This window comes from Comamonas sp. FG99 (assembly GCF_057808605.1).
Genome location: NZ_JBMDII010000018.1, coordinates 1 through 17,686, shown reverse-complemented (window position 1 = coordinate 17,686; position 17,686 = coordinate 1). Strand labels below are relative to the sequence as shown.

Genomic DNA, 17,686 nt, shown 5'->3' with positions numbered 1-17,686 from the left:
CTGCTTCCTGTTCACAGTGCCGTCGAGCACCAGCCAATAGCCGCCCTTATGGGAGCCGATGCGTTGCAGCTGCTCCGATTCGCACAGCGCCCGGACGGCGCGCTTGATTGCGCTAGCGGCTCGATCAGAAAGCGTTCTGCCTTGCGCATCAGCGCAAAGGCATTGCCGCCGAACTCTCTCCAGATCACCCTGGAAATCCTCGGCCTGATCGCAGGCATCGACGAATTCAAGTGCGCTTGGCGCGCCCTGGGCACGCTGGCGCCTGATCGGCTGTCGGCTTGCCACCATCGAGAGTATTGGTTCCTCGACACGGATTGAGGGTAGCAGGCTGTCGGACCGTGAAGTCGAGCGCCTGCTCTCCAATCTGCAGATCAGATCGTTCGAGACTCGCGACGAACAGGAAGTGGCTGGCTATGCCGAAGTCATGGAACTGGTGTTTTCGCCCAGGCAGGACATCGCACTGACCGAGAACCACATCCGGCAACTGCATCGCGATTTGCTGACCCATAGCGACAAAGATGCCTGGCATCGCGGCAACTACAAAACCACCACCAACAGCGTCGCGGCATTCGATGAAAACGGCAAGCCGCTGGGTGTGGTGTTCGAGACCGCGACGCCTTTCGATACGCCGCGCCTGATGACCGAATTGGTGGCCTGGTTCAACGAGGAACGAGAAACGGGTCGCCTGCACCCACTGCTGCTGGTTGGCATTTGGGTCGTGGTGTTTCTGGAGATTCACCCGTTCCAGGATGGCAACGGCCGCCTGAGTCGGGTGCTGACCACCTTGCTATTGCTGCAGGCTGGCTATGCGTACGTGCCCTACAGCTCGCTGGAAAGCGTGATCGAGCAGAACCAGGAAGCCTACTACCTCGCACTGCGCCAGACACAAGGCAGTATCCGCACCGATGCACCGAACTGGCAGCCTTGGCTGGTGTTCTTCCTGCGCGCACTATTCCAGCAAGTACGTCGCCTGGAACGCAAGGTCGAGCGCGAGAAGCTGGTGCTGGCCAAGCTGCCGGATTTGGCATTGCAGATTGTCGAATTTACGCGCGGGCATGGCAGGATCACCATGGCCGAAGCCATCCGCCTGACCGGCGGCAACCGTAACACGCTCAAGCAACACTTCCGGGCGCTGGTGGAGCAGGGGCATCTGGTTCAGCAGGGGGCGGGCGTGGGACGTGGTACAAGTTGCGCTGAGCGGCCTGCCGAATCCAGAAAGACCCATCGAACATCAGCATCATGAGTGAATACCAGTACTACGAATTCGCAGCCATCGACAGACCATTGACCCGCATCGAGATGGCCGAACTTCGCGCTGTCTCCACCCGCGCCGTCATCACACCCGGCGGCTTCTCCAATCACTATGAATGGGGCGATCTCAAGGCCAATCCGGCCGAATGGATGCGCCGCTATTTCGATGCATTCGTCTATTCGGCCAATTGGTGCAGTTGTCATGTGTCGCTGCGACTGCCGAAGGCCGTTTTCCGCAAGACCGAGCTGGATGCTTTCGTCCATTCGGCTGCACTGTCGGTTGAATCCAGCGATTCGCACTGGATCGTGAGTTGGATACTGGAGGAAAGCGAAGACTATGATCGCTTTGCCGAAGACGACGGCAGCGGTTGGATGCGCAGGTTGACTCCCTTGCGCGAGGAGTTGATGCGTGGCGATTTGCGGCCACTGTACCTGGGCTGGTTGGCTGCTGGTGATGCCTTGCACGATGACGTGCTGGAGCCGAAAGTACCTTGTGGGTTGGCCGACCTCTCGCCAGCGCAGCAGGCCTTGGTCGAGTTTCTGGAAATCGATCCGGACCTGCTTGAAGCCGCCAGCATGGGCAGTGCCATGGCCACTTCGCCGCACGATGAGACGCTGCAAATTTCCACTTGGCTGGATACCTGGCAGATAGCGGAGATACAGGCGGTGCTCAAGACAATTGCATTGGACCGGGGCCAGGAGGCAGAACGCCAGGTGAAGTCTCACTATGCTGCATGGCTCAAGGCACAGCGCCCGGCATCTTCGGATGTTCCCCGACGTCGAGTGGCAGATCTGCGCGAGCTGGCGCAATCGGCGGGTGAGCGCAGGCGGGCTCGCGAAGCCGAGGCGCATGCAAAGCGTGAGGCGGAACATCGCCAGAAGCGCGAGGCCGAATTACGCCATGTCATGGACACGCCGGACAAATACTGGCAAGCAGCGAGCGCACAAGCATCCCGCGGAAGTGCATCCGGCTACGAAAAAACGGTCAGTCTGCTGAAGATGCTTGCCGAAGGGTATGCGTTGGTTGCAGGCCCGGACGCTTTCGAGCGCCAGTTGCGGCGCTTCCTTGTCCCTCATGCCAAGCGAGCAGCACTGCTGCGTCGTCTGACCGACGCGGGCTTGTGGTCAGGATAAAGCGCAGGCGATGGCTGCCGGCAGCGACAACTATTGCCGTTGGCCGATCAGGTTCTGTTCGATCACTTGGCAGGGCGACATACTATCGGCCTCTATCCACTGCTGTCAGGCGGCCAGTGCAAGGCGGCTGGCCGTAGCCACATGCAATGGCTACGGCACCGCTATGCGCAGGGACCCTTGCGCGCGCCTGCTCGGCCATCAGGCTGGGATGTTGGTCACGCGCAATGCGTATGAGTTCATCGACTTCGGACATGAAGTCGGATGGGCTGTCATCCGAACTTGGGCTCGCAGGAGACACAGGCTGCACGGCAGCGAGTCAACCAGTTCAGCAATCAAGGCCGTCAACCACGCCTTGGACACTGAATTTTGCTGGTGTCGGTCGGCATCATTCACCTCCTATCTTCTTGTTCGGCACCAAGCCCTTGCGCCGCGCGACCTGTTCCCGTGCGCTTTCCAGCAAGGCGTGGATTTTTCGCTCGAACACGGGCCGCTCGGGAAACACCGTCCAGTATTCAGCCACCATGATGTTGTCCTGATCCAGTTGCAACAGCTCGATCTGCTCGCGGTTTTTCCCGGAGCAGAGAATCAGGCCAATCGGCGTGTTTTCGCCTTCCTGCCGCTCATAGCGGTTGAGCCAGCCGAGGTAAAGCTCCATCTGCCCCTTGTGCGCGGCCTCGAACTTGCCGATCTTCAATTCCACCGCCACCAGCCGCCTCAGCTTGCGATGGAAGAACAGCAGATCAAGGTGAAAATCCTCGCCGTCGATGATCATGCGCTTCTGGCGCTCGACAAAGGTGAACCCCCCGCCCAGCTCCAGAATGAAACTCTCCAGTTCCCGCAGCACGGCAGTTTCCAGGTCTGCCTCCAGAAAGCCGTCGTGCAGCCCAAGCACATCCAGCAGATAGGGGTCTTTGAAGGTGTCGAGCGGAATGGCGACGCCTTCCGTCAACTGGCTGTTGGCGATCTCCTGGCGCTCGAACCCCTTGCGGGCGATGAGTTGGCGCAGTTCGCGCTTGCCGAGCTGGCGGGTGGCTGCCTCGCCGAGGTAGAAAAGGCGGGCTTCCGTCGTTTTCAGCGGCAGCACCTCGACAACGTGCGACCAGCTCAATTGTGTCGCCAGCGGCGACACAATCCCAAAGTCCGGGAACTGCTCGGCGAACTGCATCATGCGGCGCAGGTTGCGCGCCTCGAAGCTGCGCCCATAGCTGGCCGCCAATTGTGTCGCCAACGACGACACAATCTTCTGCCCGTACTCCGCGCGCTGGTGGTTCAAGCTTTCGCCGTTGACCTGCTGCCCGATGCGCCAGAACAGGTAGACCGTGGTGCTGCTCGCCTGCCGTGCCAGGGCGCGGCGGGCTTCCTCGATCAGGCCCGAAACCGTGGAGTCACGATCGCGAATCCAATGACACCTTGATTCACAAGTATATCAATGGCTGATAATCATCAGCGATCAAAAATGCAAGCGACAAAGGGAAAGGCTCAACGCCCCCGCGGGACTCACAACACCAGTTTGGCCGATGGCACTGGGCTGCCGACGGCGTGGTTCAGCGTATTGCTGGCCAAGGGCTTGGCCAGGGTGTCGCGTCCCCGGTAGTTGCTGCTGGCCAGCGGCTTGAGTTCCTTGACAAACATACGCCTGGCTAGATAGACACCGCATCACTTCCCAATACAAAAACTGCTGAAAATCACCCCCAGCAGATCGTCCGAGGTGAACTCGCCGGTGATGGCGCTGAGCGCCTGCTGCGCCAGGCGCAGCTCTTCGGCGAGCAGGTCGAGCGCGGGGCTGTCGGTGTTGAGCTGGGCGTCGGCCAGCTCGAAGTGCTCGTCCACCTGCTGCAGGGCCTGCACGTGGCGGGCGCGGGCGATGTAGGTGCCTTCGGCGGCAGATTGCCAGCCGGCCACCTGCAGCAGGCGCTGGCGCAGCGCATCGAGGCCGTCGCCGGTCTTGGCGGACAGGCGCAAGCCGGCCTCGGCCGTGCGGTCGCCGGCCGCATCGGCCTTGTTCCAGACGTCGATCACCGGCACGCTGGCCGGCAGCTTCTGCGCCAGGGTGGCGGCGATTTCGCGGTCGCCAGCCACATGCTCGGGCATGTGCTGGCGCGTGAGGTCGTGCAGGAAGAGCACCGCGTCGGCGCTGGCGATTTCCTCCCAGGCGCGGGCGATGCCGATGCGCTCCACCTCGTCACTGCTCTCGCGCAGGCCGGCGGTGTCGATCACGTGCAGCGGCACGCCTTCGATCTGTATGGTCTGCTGCACCTTGTCGCGCGTGGTGCCGGCGATCGGCGTGACGATGGCCAGCTCCGCCCCGGCCAGCGCGTTGAGCAGCGAGCTTTTGCCGGCATTGGGCTGGCCGGCGATGACGACCTTGATGCCTTCGCGCAGCAGCGCGCCCTGGCGCGTGCGCTGCATCACCTGGGCCAGCATCTGGCGCAGCCGGGCGAGTTGGCCGTAGGCGTCGGCTTTCTGCAGGAAGTCGATCTCCTCCTCGGGGAAATCCAGCGTGGCCTCGACCAGCATGCGCAGGTGCACCAGCGCATCGCGCAGGCGGTGGATCTCTTGCGAGAACGCACCGGTGAGCGAGCGGCTGGCGCTGCGCGCCGCGGCCTCGGTGCTGGCGTCGATCAAATCGGCGATGGCCTCGGCCTGGGCCAGGTCGATCTTGTCGTTGAGAAACGCGCGTTCGGTGAACTCGCCGGGCTCGGCCAGGCGCAGGCCGGGCAGCGTGGCCTGCGCGGCCTCCAGGCAGCGCGCCAGCAGCAGCTGCAGCACCACGGGGCCGCCATGGGCCTGCAGCTCCAGCACGTCTTCGCCGGTGTAGCTGTGCGGCGCGGGAAAGTACAGCGCGAGCCCCTGGTCGATGGCCTGCCCATCGGCCGCGCGAAACGGCAGGTAGGTGGCCTCGCGGGGCTTGAGCGGCTTGCCGCACAGCTCGGCCACCAGCGGCGCGATACCCTTGCCCGACACGCGCACGATGCCGACGGCGCCGCGCCCCGGCGCGGTGGCAATGGCAACGATGGGGTCGTGGTGGCGGGCGAGCATGGGCGGGGGCTTTCAGGTCGGAAACACAAGCCTGGGATTATGGCCCGCCCTGCGCCGGCGGCCCTGCGCGCTATTTCAGGTCGATGTCATCGAAGTTGAAGCTCTGGTCGGGCATCACGTAGAAGCCGGAGAGGTTGCGCGCCCGCACCGAGATCAGCTTGAGGGTAGCCAGCGGCGCCCAGGGCGCATCCTTCCAGGCGCGCTGCTGCGCGTCGGCATACAAGCGCGCCTTGGCCGCAGGGTCGGTGACGGCCAGGGCCTTGGCGATGTCGCTGTCCACCTCGGCGTTCTTGTAGTAGGCGGTGTTGAACTGCTTGGGCGGAAAGGATTCGGACGCCAGCAGCGGGCGCAGCGCCCAGTCGGCCTCGCCGGTGGATGAGGACCAGCCCACGTAGAACATGCGCACCGGCGCGGTGGCCGGATCGGGGGCGTTTTCCACCCGCTCCACGCGCTGGCCCGATTCCAGCGCCTGCACCTGCACCTTGATGCCGACCTGCGCCAGCTGCTGCTGGATGAACTGGATCGCCTTTTGCGAGGTGGTGTCGTTGAATGCCGACCAGAGCGTGCTCTCGAAGCCGTTGGGATAGCCCGCCTGCTTGAGCAGCTCGCGCGCAATGCCGGGGTTGTAGGGCCAGGGCGTCTGCCGGGTGGCGTACTGCACGCCCTGCGGCACGATGCCGTCGGCGGGCACCGCAAAGCCGTTGAAGGCCACCTTGACCAGCGCGTTGCGGTCGATGGCGTAGTTGATGGCCTGGCGCACCTTGGGGTTGTCGAACGGCTTGTGCTGCACGTTCATCGACATGTAGCGCAGCACGATGGAGGGCGTGGCCGTCACCTCCAGGCTGGGCTTGGTGCGCAGCGCCGCCACGGCTTCGGGCGGCATGGGGTAGGCAAAATGCGCCTCGTTGGTCTGCATCATGGCCGCGCGGGTGTTGTTGTCCACCACCGGCCGCCAGGTGATGCTGTCCACCTTGGGGTAGCCTTTTTTCCAGTAGCCGTCCCACTTGGCGACCTTGAGGTAGTCGGTGGCTTTCCACTCGACCAGCTTGAACGGGCCGGTGCCCACGGGATTGCGCGCGATGTCCTTGCCGTACTTGGCCAGCGCCGCCGGCGAGATGATCACGGCCGAGGGATGCGCCAGCGTGCTGATGAACGGCGAGAAGGGCTCCTTGAGCGTGAAGCGCACGGTGGATTCGTCCACCGCCTCGGTGCTGGCGATGTTCTTGTAGAGGCTGTAGCGCTTGAGCCGGTTGTCGGGGTTGGTCACGCGGTCGAAGTTGGCCTTGACCGCCTGGGCGTTGAAGTCGGTGCCGTCCTGGAACTTGATGCCGCTGCGCAGCTTGACGGTGTAGGCCAGCCCGTCCTTGCTCACCGTGTAGCTTTGCGCCAGCACCGGGGTGATGTTCAGCTCTTTGTCGAAGTCGAACAGGCCCTGGTAGAACGATTTGGCCACCGCCTGCGACAGCGTGTCGTTGGCGTCGTAGGGGTCGGTGGTGGTGAGGTTGTACTGGATGGCCACCACCACGTCCTTGGCGGCATGGGCCGAGACGGCAGCGGTGCCCGCCAGCAGGGCTGCGGCAGCGGCAACGAGGGAATGGCGGCGGCGATGGTACATGGGCAGGGCTTTCTGAAAAAGTTGCTATTCATTCAGTAGCTATCAACGCCTGTATACAAAGCGCTGCCAGGAATTTTGCTGGAAACCACTACCCGGGATTATCGGCGCAGATCGCAAATCACGACGGCAGGGCCGAAATCAGGCCCACGCGCCTGCCTGGGCGCTCACTCGCCGTAGGCCTTGCGCGCCAGCGCGGCGGCGAGGATGGCGCTGGGGTCCACCAGCGCCCAGCCCTGGGCCTGGCTCGCCTGCGGCAGCGCCAGCGGGATCTCGGTGCAGGCCATGACCAGCGGGATGTCGCCATGCGCGGCGCGCAGCTGCGCGCCCACGGCGGCAAAGCGCTGCTGCGCCAGCGCCAGGTTGCCGGCCTTCACGCCATCGTAGATGCCCTGCATCAGTGATTCGCGCGCGGGCTCGCCCGGCAGCATGCACTCGATGCCCGCATCGGCCAAGGCCCGCTCGTACAGCCCTTGGCGGTAAGTGCCCTGCGTGGCCAGCAGCGCCACGCGGCTGCGGCCCTGGCGGCGCAGCTCGGCGGCGGTCTCCGCCGGCATGTGCAGCAGCTCGATCTGCGGCACGCGCTGCTGCAGCTCGGCATGCCAGGCGTGGGCGGTGTTGCAGGGAATCGCCGCGGCGCGGGCGCCCAGGCCGGCCAATTGGGCCAGGCCGCGCGCCATGGGCTCTAGCGGCTGGGGCGCGGCGGGATCGGCCAGCGCGCGGGTGCGGTCGGGCACCGGCAGCTGGGCCATCCAGTGCTCGGGATAGGCCTGGTCGCTGACCGGCCGGTCATGGCTGCGCAGCCAGTCTTCGCAGGCGGCCACGAAAAGGCGTACGAAATCGACGCCGGCGGCGGGGCCCATGCCGGCGAGGATGCCGACGGGCTGGGGTGTGGTGTTCTCGTTCATCGAAGCATGCTGGACATTGCCGAGAGGCAGTTGATCATACGCAGCGCCGACTCGGTGTCGGGCGCGCTGAAGCGCAGCGCATCGCCATCGGTGCGCTCCAGTGTGGGCCACTGGCAGAACAGCTCGGCCAGCGCCGGGGTCTGCGCCACCAGCTCGACGGTGATGGGGCCGGCGATGCAAAAAGGCGCCACGCCCTTGGCCTGCGGCACGGCCTGCGCCACCGTTTCGCGGATCGCGGCGCAGGCGCGCTTGGGCGACAGGCTGATGCCGCTGGAAAAGCCCGTGGCGCGCTTGACCTGCACGAAGCGGGTCTGCGCAAACAGGGGCTGGTGCTCGGCGATGAATACGTCGTCGCCCGATGCGGCGATCACCGGCGCGCCATAGGCGCCGGCCAGCGCGCCGTACAGGCCCATCTCGCCCAGCTCCTGGCCGTTGAGGCTGATGCGCGCGAAGGCAAAGCTGTTGATGGTGTGCGCCAGGATGCCGCGCCCCTGGGCGCGCGAGTGGTAGCCGATCATGCACACGCCATCCAGGCCCAGCTCCACGCCGGCCACCATGCTCAGGTAGCGCGGCTTGCCCTGGATGACCTGGGCGCGCGCGTCGAGCAGATCGGGCGGCATGTTGCGAAAGCCGCCGTGCGAGTCGTTCACATAGACCTCGGCGGCACCGCCGTCGAAGGCGCCGGCGATGGCGGCATTGGCCTCGGCGGCCATCAGGCGGCGGGCGCGCTCGAACTCGGGGTTGCCGGCCCGTACCTGCTCGGCGTGGTAGACGCCGGCCACGCCTTCGATGTCTACGGAGATGAGGATTTTCATGGAATGCTTTCGAACATCAAGCCAAATCGGCTTCCAGCGCTTATCCGGCAAGCGCTATCAGCTATTGTTTTTGAGAACCACTTCGCACAGCGACGCGCGGCGGTGGCCGTCGCGGCCGGTCACCGGCTCGGCATGCCACAGCGCATGGACGATGGCCTGCTCCACGCTGTCGGCCGCGGCCTGGAACAGGCCGTCGAGATGGGCCTCGTGCACCATCGCCACCGCGGGCATGGGTTCGTCGGGCGACTGCGGCAGCGTGTAGGCGGTGGAGAAGGCCAGCGCGATGTCGCCGCTGCCGTGGCCGTAGACCGAACCGGTGCGCGCCAGGCCCGCGGCCGCGCGCAGCGCCAGCCGGCCCAGCTGGCGCGCATCCAGCGGCGCATCGGTGGCCAGCACCATGATGATGGAGCCTTTTTCGACCGCTGCTTGCGGCTGCGCCGCCAGCCTTTCGCCGAGGCGTTCGCCGCCCCAGACCAGGTTGGCCTGCACGCCATAGTTGGCCAGCACCAGCGCGCCCACGGTGCAGCCATGCCCGGCCAGCGGGACATGGCGCGATGCCGTGCCCACGCCGCCCTTGAGCTGAAAGCTCGACATGCCGCGCCCCGCGCCCACCGCGCCCTGCGCCACCTCGGCGCCCGCGCTGGCGCAGGCCTGCTCGTAGTGCTGCGCGCTCACCGCCATGCGCTGGATGTCGTTGAGATAGCCGTCGTTGCACTCCAGCACCAGCGGGTTCACCGTGGGCAGCGCGCGCCCGGTCTCGGGGTTGGCGCGCACGCATTGCGCGATCTGGGCCTGGGCCACGGCGCCGACCGAGAAGGTGTTGGTCAGCGCGATCGGCGTCTCCAGCTGGCCCAGCTCGGCCAGCTGCACCAGCCCCACGCTTTTGCCAAAGCCGTTGATGACGGCCGCCGCCGCCGGCGCCTTGTGGCGAAACGGGTCGCGCGCATGCGGCTGGATCACGGTGACACCGGTCTGCACGCCGCCGTCTGCCAGCGTCGCGTGGCCCACGGTAACGCCGGCGACGTCGGTGATCGCATTGCGCGGGCCGCTTTGCAGGCGGCCGATGCGGGCGAGCTGCAGCGTCATGTCTGCCGGTCTATCTTGGGGTCGAGCGCATCGCGCAGGCCGTCGCCCAGCAGGTTGAAGGCCAGCACGGTGAAGAAGATGGCCAGGCTGGGGAACAGCGCCACGTGCGGCGCGTTGACCATGTCGGCGCGCGCCTCGTTCAGCATCGCGCCCCATTCGGGCGTGGGCGGCTGCGCGCCCATGCCGAGGAACGACAGGCTGGCCGCGGTGATGATCGAGGTGCCCACGCGCATGGTGAAGTACACCACGATGGACGAGATCGTGCCCGGCAGGATGTGGCGGGTGATGATGGTCCAGTCGCTCGCGCCTATGCTTTGCGCCGACTCGATGTAGGTCATGTGCTTGAGCACCAGCGTATTGCCGCGCACCAGGCGCGCGAAGGCCGGCACGCTGAACACCGACACCGCCACGACCACGTTGGTCATGCTGCTGCCCAGGATGGCCACCACGCCCAGCGCCAGCAAAATGCCGGGAAAGGCGAACAGCACGTCCGAGATGCGCATCACGATGCGGTCCCACCAGCCTTCGTAGTAGCCGGCCAGCAGGCCCAGCGCGGTGCCGATCACGCAGCCTATGGCCACCGACAGAAAACCCGCAGCCAGCGAGATGCGCGCGCCCATCAGGATGCGGCTGAAGATGTCGCGCCCGAGCGGGTCCACGCCGAACCAGTGCAGCGCCGAGGGGCCTTCGTTCAGGCGGTCGTAGTCGAAGTAGTTCTCGGCGTCGAAGGGCGCGAGCCAGGGCGCCAGCACGGCCACCAGCACCAGCAGCAGCACGAAGACCAGGGCGGCCATGGCCACGTGCTGCTTCTTGAACTTGCGCCAGAACTCGCGCCAGGGCGTGCGCACCGGCCCGGGCGCGGCGGCTGCGGAAGAGGTCACGGAAGTCGTCATGGGGCGGGCCTCACTTGTAGCGGATCGTGGGGTTGATGAAGCCGTAGAGCATGTCCACCACCAGGTTGATGAGGATGAACTCCAGCGAGAACAGCAGCACCAGCGTCTGGATCACCGGGTAGTCGCGCATGGTCACCGCATCGACCAACAGCCGCCCCAGGCCCGGCCAGTTGAACACCGCCTCGACCACGATGGAGCCGCCCAGCAGAAAGCCGAACTGCAGGCCCATCATGGTGACCACCGGGATCAGCGCATTGCGCAGGCAGTGCTTGAGCACCACCACGCGCTCGTTCAGGCCCTTGGCGCGCGCGGTGCGCACGAAGTCTTCCTGCACCACCTCGACGAAGGAGGCGCGGGTGAAACGCGCCATCACCGCGGCCACGGCCGCGCCCAGCGTGAGCGAAGGCAGGATGTAGTGGCGCCACGAATCGGCGCCCACCGTGGGCAGCCAGCCCAGGTTGACCGAGAAGATCTGCATCAGCATCATGCCCAGCGCAAACGCGGGGAACGAGATGCCCGAGACCGCCAGCGTCATGCCCAGCCGGTCGGGCCATTGATTGCGGTAGACGGCCGAGGCAATGCCTATGCCCATGCCGAAGATGACCGACCAGGCCATGCTGGTGATGGTAAGCGCCAGCGTGGGCATGAAGCGCTCGCCAATCTCCAGCGACACCGGGCGGCGCGTGCGCATCGAGACGCCGAAGTCGCCCTGCACCATGCGCGAGAAGAAGTGCACGAACTGCTCGGGCAGCGGCTTGTCCAGGCCCAGCTCCTGGCGCACCAGCTGCACCGTGGCCTCGTCGGCGTCCTGGCCCGCCGCCAGCCGCGCCGGATCGCCGGGCAGCATGTGGACGAACAGGAACACCAGCACCGCCACGATCAGCAGCGTGGGCAGCAGCCCCAGCAGGCGTTTGAGAAAGTAGTTCAGCATGGCGTCAGAGGGCTCTCGCCCTGTTGCTTCATTTCAGGTATTGCATGGCACTGCACAGAAAGCCTGCGCGGCCCTGCGCAGGCAGCCGAGCAAGGGCCGCCCCGCAGCGAGGGCTGCGTCCCCCTGCCCGCATTGCACCGCAATGCGAGAGCGGGGGGAAGCGGCGAAGCCGCTCAGGGGGGTGTGCTTCACTTCAGCGCGATCTCGTCGCTGTTGATGTTGCCGTCGGGCATCACGTAGACGCCGGACAGGCGCTTGGCGTGGGCGTAGAGCACGTCCTCGGTCACCAGCGGAATGCGCGGCAGGTCCTTGGCGAGCTGCTCCTGCGCGGTCTTGTACAGCGCCGCGCGCTCGGCGCCGTTGGTGGTCAGCAGCGCCTTGGCCACGGCATCGTCAAACACCGGGTTGCTGTAGAAGGCATAGTTCGCCAGCTTGGGCGACCAAGACTCGGTGGAGAACAGCGGGCGCAGCGCCCAGTCGGCCTCGCCGGTCGAAGACGACCAGCCGATGTAGTACAGGCGCGCCTTCGCGGTCTTGGGATCGGGCCAGGAATCGACCAGCTCCACGCGCTTGCCGGGCTCCAGCGCCTCTACCGAGACCTTGATGCCCACCTGCGCCAGCTGCTGCTGCAGGAACTGGATCACCTTCTGGCTGGTGGTGTTGTTGTAGCCGCTCCACAGCACCGACTCGAAGCCGCTGGGGTAGCCGGCCTCCTTGAGCAGCTCCTTGGCCTTGGCCACGTTGTAGGGGATGGGCTGCATCTTCAGCGCGTATTCCACGCCCTGGGGCACAAAGCCCTGGGCCGCGAAGGCATGGCCGCTGAAAGCCACCTTGGCCAGCGCATCCTTGTTGATGGCATAGCCGATCGCCTCGCGCACCTTGGGGTTGTCGAAGGGCTTTTGCAGCATGTTGAAGGTCAGGAAGCGCTGGATGATGGACGGCGCGGACACCACCTCCACCTTGTCGCTCTTCTTGAGCGTGGCGATCTGCTCGTAGGGCAGCGTGAAGGCAAAGTCAGCCTCGCCGGTCTGCAGCATCGCGGCGCGGGTGTTGTTCTCGGTCACCGGCTTCCAGGTAACCTGGTCGACCTTGGGATAGCCCTTCTTCCAGTAGCCGGCGAACTTCTTGCCCACGATGGCCTCGGTCTGCTTCCATTCGACGAACTCGAACGGGCCGGTGCCCACGGGGTGGAAGGCGATGTCCTTGCTGCCCCACTTCTTCAGCGCCGCGGGCGAGATCATCGCGGCCGATGCGTGGGCCAGCGCGTTGATGAAGGGGCCGAAAGGCTCCTTGAGCGTGATGCGCAGCGTCTGCGGGTTCAGCGCCTCGACCTTGGCGACGCGGTTGAACTGGTTGGCGCGCAGCAGGCGGTTGGCCGGGTCCATCACGCGGTCGAGGTTGGCCTTGGCCGCCGCGGCGTTGAAGTCTGTGCCGTCGTGGAACTTGACGCCCTGGCGCAGCTTGAAGGTGTAGCTCAGGCCGTCCTTCGAGACTTCGTAGCCCTCGGCCAGCACGTTCTTGACCTTCATGTCCTTGTCGAACGCGAACAGGCCTTCGTAGAAGCTCTTGGTCACCGCCGTGGTGATGGTGGTGTTGGTGTTGTAGGGGTCCAGCGTCTCGGGCTGCTGGTAGATGGCCAGCACCGCGTTGCCGGCGGCCAGCGCGCTACCCGAGGCAGCGGACGCGGCGATGGCGAGCAAGGCCAGCAGGGCCTGGGCAGAGCGGCGGACAGAAGCGGTTTTCTTCATGGGTGAACTCCGGGTTGGAAAAACAGTTTGATCAAAACAATAGCTGCTAGCGCTTTAATATCCATACTTTCAAATAGTTTTTATATTGAAAACGTTTACTGGAAAGCGCTATTAGCTATCTTTATTCATGCATCGGCTGGCGCCACGAAATGGCCCGGGCCGACCTGCACCAGCGGCGGCACCACCGGCTCGTCGCCCACCGCGCGGATGGGGCTGGGAATCTCGCCTTCGAGCAGCGCGCGCTTGAGGTGGCGGCGCACCGGATCGGCGATCGGCACCGCGGCCATCAGCTTCCTGGTGTAGGGGTGCTGCGGGTTCTCGAAGACCGCGCGGCGCGGGCCGATCTCGACGATGCGGCCCAGGTACATCACCGCCACGCGGTGGCTGATGCGCTCGACCACCGCCATATCGTGCGAGATGAAGAGAAAGGCCACGCCCAGCTCGCGCTGCAAGTCGAGCATGAGGTTGACGATCTGCGCCTGGATGGACACATCCAGCGCCGACACCGACTCATCGGCCACCACCACCTTGGGATTGAGCGCCAGCGCGCGCGCGATCGCGATGCGCTGGCGCTGGCCGCCCGAGAACTCGTGCGGATAGCGCTGCGCATGCTCGCGCGGCAGGCCCACCTTTTCGAGCAGCCATTCCACGCGGGCCTGGGCCTCGGCGGGCGTGCCGACCTTGTGCACCAAAAGCGGCTCCATGATCGAGAAGCCCACCGTGAGGCGCGGATCCAGCGACGCGAACGGGTCCTGGAAGATGAACTGGATATCGCGGCGCAGCGACTGCACCTGGCTCTTCGGCAATTCGAGGATATTGCGGCCGCCGAACTCGATCGCGCCGCTCTGGCTCTCGACCAGGCGCAGCAGCGAGCGACCGGTGGTGGACTTGCCGCAGCCCGACTCGCCCACCAGCGCCAGCGTCTCGCCGGGGTAGAGATCGAAGCTGACCTGCTCCACCGCATGCACGCGGCGCGTGACCTTGTTGAACAGGCCCGAGCGCAGATCGAAGCGCGTGACCAGGTTCTTGACGCGCAGTATCGGCTGGGCGCCGGCGGGCCGGGTATCCAGCGGCGACGACTGGCCAGCCAGGGTGCTGCCGTCGGCGCGCAACAGGTCAAACTGGCGCGGCAGGTCGCTGCCCCGCATCGCGCCCAGCTTGGGCACGGCCGACAGCAGCGCGCGCGTATAGGCATGCTGCGGCGCGGCGAACACCTGGTCGGAAGCACCCTCCTCCACCTTGTCGCCGCGGTACATCACCAGCACGCGGTCGGCCACCTCCGCCACCACGCCCATGTCGTGGGTGATGAAGATCACCCCCATATGCATCTCCTCCTGCAGCTGGCGGATGAGCTGCAGGATCTGCGCCTGGATGGTCACATCCAGCGCGGTGGTCGGCTCGTCGGCAATCAAGAGCTGCGGCTTGCACGACAGCGCCATCGCAATCATCACGCGCTGGCGCATGCCACCCGAGAGCTGGTGCGGAAAGCGGTCGAGCACGTTCCGCGCCTCGGGAATGCGCACCAGCTCCAGCATGCGCAGCGCCTCGGCGCGCGCCGCCGCGCGGTCCATGCCCTGGTGCACGCGGATGGACTCGGCAATCTGGTCGCCCGCGGTGAACACCGGGTTCAGCGAGGTCATCGGCTCCTGGAAGATCATCGCCACGTCGGCGCCGCGCACGCTGCGCATCTGCGCCTGCGAGGCCTGCGCCACATCCAGTACCTGAGAACCCTGGCCACGATCGCGGCGGCGCAGCAGCGCCGAGCCGCTCACGATCTTGCCGCCGCCATGCTCCACCAGGCGCATCAGCGCCAGCGAGGTGACGGACTTGCCCGAGCCGGATTCGCCGACGATGGCCAGCGTCTCGCCCCGCTCGACATGGAAGGACAGGTTGCGCACCGCCTCCACCGTGCGCTCGGAGGTGGCGAAGCGGATCGTCAGATCGCTCACTTGCAGCACGCGCTGCTCAGCCAGCGCCAGGAGAGAAGTGGATGTCATGGTCATGGACAAACTCAAGCAAGGCTGATGCCAGGGCCGGCACCGCTCAGCGGTAGATAAAGGATTCGGGCGCCTGCCCCACGCAGGCCACGCCCCGGTACATGCCCTCGGTGTTGAACGGCAGGCAGACATTCCCGCCGCGATCCACCGCAATCAGGCCGCCGCTGCCGCCAATCGCCGGCAGCGCGCCGTGCACCACCGCCTCGGCCGCGGCCTGCAGCGACAGGCCGCCGTAGGCCATGCGCGCGCATACATCGTGCGCCGCGGCCACGCGGATGAAACTCTCGCCATGCCCGGTGCAAGACACCGCGGCCGTGCGGTCGTCGGCATAGGTGCCCGCGCCGATCAGCGGCGTATCGCCCACCCGGCCCGGGCGCTTGTTCGTCAGCCCGCCGGTGGAGGTGGCCGCGGCAAGGTGGCCATGCGCATCCAGCGCCACCGCGCCCACCGTGCCCATCTTGCGGCCCTCGTGCAGCGGGCTGCCGCCCGAGTGGCTCGCGAGTGCGGCCGCGCCGTCATGGTCCAGCACCGCGCCCACGGCGCGGGCCTGGGCGGCCTGCAGCTGCGCCCGCCGCGCCGCGGTGGAAAAGTAGCCCGGCTCCACCAGGGGCAGCCCGGCGGCGCCGGCCAGCCGCTCGGCGCCGCCGCCGATCATCAGCACATGCTGGCCGTCGCGCATCACCGCGCGCGCCGCCAGCACCGGATTGCGCAGCCGCGCCACACCCGCCACCGCACCGGCGGCCAGCGTGGCGCCATCCATCACCGCTGCATCGAGCTCGTGCGTGGCATCGGCGGTGAAGACCGCGCCATGGCCGGCATTGAAGAGCGGGCAGTCCTCCAGCCCCTGCACCGCCACGCAAACCGCCTCCATGGCCGAGCCGCCCTGCGCCAGCACCGCCTGGCCGGCACGCAGCACCGCCTGCAGCGCGGCGTGGTAGGCCCGCTCCTGCTCGGGGCTGATATGGGCGCGGCTCAAAGTGCCCGCGCCGCCGTGGATGGCGATCACGGGAGAAAAGGAAGGACTCATGGTGTTCGGGAGATAGGGGTCTGGCCGCCGCCGTGCAGCCAGGGCAGCACGGCCTCGGTGACGGACGCCGCGCTCTGCACCGAGGCATTCGCCTGCAGTGCAACAGCGCTGGTCAGGGCCTCGATCAAGGCCAGCACGGTGGCTTCGGAATTCGAGGCGTAGTGGCTCTCGGTCTGGGCAAACAAGCTGATGTGCGCGGCCTCCGCCAGCGGCGACTGGGGTCCATCCGTCAAGGCCAGCACGCGTGCGCCGCGCTCGGCGGCGGCATGTGCCAGCCGGGCCGTCTCGCTGAGGTAGCGCGGAAAGCTGATGCCAATGAACAAGTCGTTCGCACCCATGCGCGACAGCTGGCGCGCACCATGCGAGGCGCCGCCGGCGCTGGCCAGCAGATGCACATTGTCGCAATGCGCCACCAGGCCGTGCTGCAGCAAGCCAGCCAGCCAGCCGCTGGAGCCAAAACCCGCCACATATACCCGCCGGGCGGCCAGGATGGCGCCCACCGCTTCCACGCAGGCCGCCGGCTGCAATGCCTCGCGCGTGGCGGCGATATTGCGCTGGCTCTCTTCCAGCACCGCCACGAAGGCATCGTGCGCCGAGCCGGGCTTTTCCAGCCGCACGCGCAGCTTCTCCACCGGGGCCAGCATGGCCTCGAAGCCCCGCACCAGTTCCGCACGCAGCATCGGGTATCCATCCAGGCCGATCGCGCGGGCAAAGCGATTCGCCGTGGCGACGGACACGCCCACCGCCGCCGCCAGCTCATCGATGGGCATGGTCGCGGCCTGCAGCGGCCGGGCCAGCACATAGTCGGCCATCTGCTGGTGCGAGCGCGTCAGCGCAGGCCGGGCGCGGCCAATGCGCGTAGCGATCGAAACCGTTTCAGGGGCGGCATTCGGCAGCGTGGACATGGGAGGGAGTCTGCTTTTGATAAAAAATTTGCAAACTCACATCTTAAAGAAAATTTTCCATCATTCAAGAGGGAGGGACCGGTTTCAGATTGGGGTAATCACCAGGGCGACGCGGCATGACACCCTCGATGGAAGAAGCAGGCAGAAGAAGAAACGGGAATGCTCTGGGCGCAGAGCCAAGCATGGCTGGCCGCAAAAGTGGCAACAACACTGGAAGCTGCGGGCCACTGCGGCCAACAGTGGTCAATGAGCGTCAATCACGGTCAAGAGGCCGCTTTGGAGGCTCCAAAGACAAAACCCCCCGGCCTATGAGGCGCGGGGGGTATTGCGGTTGTAGAAG

Annotated in this window: 16 protein-coding genes and 1 pseudogene; 4 read left to right on the top strand and 13 right to left on the bottom strand. The window is 66.1% G+C overall.

Going from position 1 to position 17,686, the window contains the following annotated elements; genetic code table 11:
* Nucleotides 1-48 precede the first annotated feature (48 nt).
* From ACODRX_RS13650 to ACODRX_RS13635, 4 genes and pseudogenes are all read left to right on the top strand, one after another.
* Complete coding sequence (locus ACODRX_RS13650; protein WP_488872059.1) at nt 49-318, top strand: hypothetical protein; 270 nt, start codon at nt 49-51, stop codon at nt 316-318.
* Nucleotides 319-424: 106 nt separating this feature from the next.
* Nucleotides 425-1,243 carry a Fic family protein gene (locus ACODRX_RS13645; protein ID WP_488872058.1) on the top strand — a complete coding sequence of 273 codons (819 nt, stop codon included), beginning with the start codon at nt 425-427 and terminating at the stop codon, nt 1,241-1,243.
* Nucleotides 1,240-2,385 carry a hypothetical protein gene (locus ACODRX_RS13640; protein ID WP_488872057.1) on the top strand — a complete coding sequence of 382 codons (1,146 nt, stop codon included), beginning with the start codon at nt 1,240-1,242 and terminating at the stop codon, nt 2,383-2,385. Before ACODRX_RS13645 ends, ACODRX_RS13640 begins: the two co-directional genes overlap by 4 nt.
* A 24-nt stretch (nt 2,386-2,409) precedes the next feature.
* Nucleotides 2,410-2,619, top strand: a pseudogene (locus ACODRX_RS13635) (hypothetical protein); the annotation flags it as partial.
* A gap of 151 nt (nt 2,620-2,770) precedes the next feature.
* Here the strand turns inward: ACODRX_RS13635 and ACODRX_RS13630 are convergent.
* The 13 genes from ACODRX_RS13630 to ACODRX_RS13570 form a co-directional block, all read right to left on the bottom strand.
* Nucleotides 2,771-3,784: a PDDEXK nuclease domain-containing protein gene (locus tag ACODRX_RS13630; protein WP_488872134.1), complete on the bottom strand. Its 1,014-nt coding sequence runs from the start codon at nt 3,782-3,784 to the stop codon at nt 2,771-2,773.
* A gap of 98 nt (nt 3,785-3,882) precedes the next feature.
* Nucleotides 3,883-4,017, bottom strand: a complete 135-nt coding sequence (locus ACODRX_RS13625; RefSeq protein WP_488872056.1) for a hypothetical protein — start codon at nt 4,015-4,017, stop codon at nt 3,883-3,885.
* Between the two features lie 24 nt (nt 4,018-4,041).
* A complete protein-coding gene (mnmE, locus tag ACODRX_RS13620; protein WP_488872055.1) occupies nt 4,042-5,424 on the bottom strand; it encodes a tRNA uridine-5-carboxymethylaminomethyl(34) synthesis GTPase MnmE in 1,383 nt (460 codons plus the stop codon).
* Nucleotides 5,425-5,494: 70 nt separating this feature from the next.
* Entirely contained in the window at nt 5,495-7,039 is a 1,545-nt protein-coding gene (gene gsiB, locus ACODRX_RS13615) for a glutathione ABC transporter substrate-binding protein GsiB (protein ID WP_488872054.1), read from the bottom strand.
* A gap of 164 nt (nt 7,040-7,203) precedes the next feature.
* A complete protein-coding gene (locus ACODRX_RS13610; RefSeq protein ID WP_488872053.1) occupies nt 7,204-7,944 on the bottom strand; it encodes an aspartate/glutamate racemase family protein in 741 nt (246 codons plus the stop codon).
* Nucleotides 7,941-8,759: a M55 family metallopeptidase gene (locus ACODRX_RS13605; protein WP_488872052.1), complete on the bottom strand. Its 819-nt coding sequence runs from the start codon at nt 8,757-8,759 to the stop codon at nt 7,941-7,943. The genes ACODRX_RS13610 and ACODRX_RS13605 overlap by 4 nt, the downstream gene beginning before the upstream one ends.
* A gap of 57 nt (nt 8,760-8,816) precedes the next feature.
* Nucleotides 8,817-9,845, bottom strand: coding sequence for a P1 family peptidase (locus tag ACODRX_RS13600; RefSeq protein WP_488872051.1), 1,029 nt, complete (start codon nt 9,843-9,845; stop codon nt 8,817-8,819).
* On the bottom strand, nt 9,842-10,738 hold the full coding sequence (gene gsiD / locus ACODRX_RS13595) for a glutathione ABC transporter permease GsiD (RefSeq protein WP_488872050.1): 897 nt from the start codon (nt 10,736-10,738) through the stop codon (nt 9,842-9,844). Before gsiD ends, ACODRX_RS13600 begins: the two co-directional genes overlap by 4 nt.
* Before the next feature lie 10 nt (nt 10,739-10,748).
* Nucleotides 10,749-11,669 carry a glutathione ABC transporter permease GsiC gene (gene gsiC / locus ACODRX_RS13590; protein ID WP_488872049.1) on the bottom strand — a complete coding sequence of 307 codons (921 nt, stop codon included), beginning with the start codon at nt 11,667-11,669 and terminating at the stop codon, nt 10,749-10,751.
* A gap of 188 nt (nt 11,670-11,857) precedes the next feature.
* On the bottom strand, nt 11,858-13,417 hold the full coding sequence (gsiB, locus tag ACODRX_RS13585; protein WP_488872048.1) for a glutathione ABC transporter substrate-binding protein GsiB: 1,560 nt from the start codon (nt 13,415-13,417) through the stop codon (nt 11,858-11,860).
* A 125-nt stretch (nt 13,418-13,542) separates the two neighbouring features.
* Nucleotides 13,543-15,420, bottom strand: a complete 1,878-nt coding sequence (locus tag ACODRX_RS13580) for a dipeptide ABC transporter ATP-binding protein (RefSeq protein ID WP_488872047.1) — start codon at nt 15,418-15,420, stop codon at nt 13,543-13,545.
* Nucleotides 15,421-15,460: 40 nt separating this feature from the next.
* Complete coding sequence (locus tag ACODRX_RS13575; RefSeq protein ID WP_488872046.1) at nt 15,461-16,441, bottom strand: isoaspartyl peptidase/L-asparaginase family protein; 981 nt, start codon at nt 16,439-16,441, stop codon at nt 15,461-15,463.
* Entirely contained in the window at nt 16,438-17,346 is a 909-nt protein-coding gene (locus ACODRX_RS13570; RefSeq protein ID WP_488872045.1) for a MurR/RpiR family transcriptional regulator, read from the bottom strand. The genes ACODRX_RS13575 and ACODRX_RS13570 overlap by 4 nt, the downstream gene beginning before the upstream one ends.
* Nucleotides 17,347-17,686 lie beyond the last annotated feature (340 nt).

Excerpts from the sequence above, each read along its gene's own strand:
- ACODRX_RS13650 (WP_488872059.1), top strand. The coding sequence starts at position 49 with ATGGGAGCCGATGCGTTGCAGCTGCTCCGATTCGCACAGCGCCCGGAC.
- ACODRX_RS13645 (WP_488872058.1), top strand. The coding sequence starts at position 425 with ATGGAACTGGTGTTTTCGCCCAGGCAGGACATCGCACTGACCGAGAAC.
- ACODRX_RS13640 (WP_488872057.1), top strand. The coding sequence starts at position 1,240 with ATGAGTGAATACCAGTACTACGAATTCGCAGCCATCGACAGACCATTG.
- ACODRX_RS13625 (WP_488872056.1), bottom strand. The coding sequence starts at position 4,017 with ATGTTTGTCAAGGAACTCAAGCCGCTGGCCAGCAGCAACTACCGGGGA.
- mnmE (WP_488872055.1), bottom strand. The coding sequence starts at position 5,424 with ATGCTCGCCCGCCACCACGACCCCATCGTTGCCATTGCCACCGCGCCG.
- gsiB (WP_488872054.1), bottom strand. The coding sequence starts at position 7,039 with ATGTACCATCGCCGCCGCCATTCCCTCGTTGCCGCTGCCGCAGCCCTG.
- ACODRX_RS13610 (WP_488872053.1), bottom strand. The coding sequence starts at position 7,944 with ATGAACGAGAACACCACACCCCAGCCCGTCGGCATCCTCGCCGGCATG.
- ACODRX_RS13605 (WP_488872052.1), bottom strand. The coding sequence starts at position 8,759 with ATGAAAATCCTCATCTCCGTAGACATCGAAGGCGTGGCCGGCGTCTAC.
- ACODRX_RS13600 (WP_488872051.1), bottom strand. The coding sequence starts at position 9,845 with ATGACGCTGCAGCTCGCCCGCATCGGCCGCCTGCAAAGCGGCCCGCGC.
- gsiD (WP_488872050.1), bottom strand. The coding sequence starts at position 10,738 with ATGACGACTTCCGTGACCTCTTCCGCAGCCGCCGCGCCCGGGCCGGTG.
- gsiC (WP_488872049.1), bottom strand. The coding sequence starts at position 11,669 with ATGCTGAACTACTTTCTCAAACGCCTGCTGGGGCTGCTGCCCACGCTG.
- gsiB (WP_488872048.1), bottom strand. The coding sequence starts at position 13,417 with ATGAAGAAAACCGCTTCTGTCCGCCGCTCTGCCCAGGCCCTGCTGGCC.
- ACODRX_RS13580 (WP_488872047.1), bottom strand. The coding sequence starts at position 15,420 with ATGACCATGACATCCACTTCTCTCCTGGCGCTGGCTGAGCAGCGCGTG.
- ACODRX_RS13575 (WP_488872046.1), bottom strand. The coding sequence starts at position 16,441 with ATGAGTCCTTCCTTTTCTCCCGTGATCGCCATCCACGGCGGCGCGGGC.
- ACODRX_RS13570 (WP_488872045.1), bottom strand. The coding sequence starts at position 17,346 with ATGTCCACGCTGCCGAATGCCGCCCCTGAAACGGTTTCGATCGCTACG.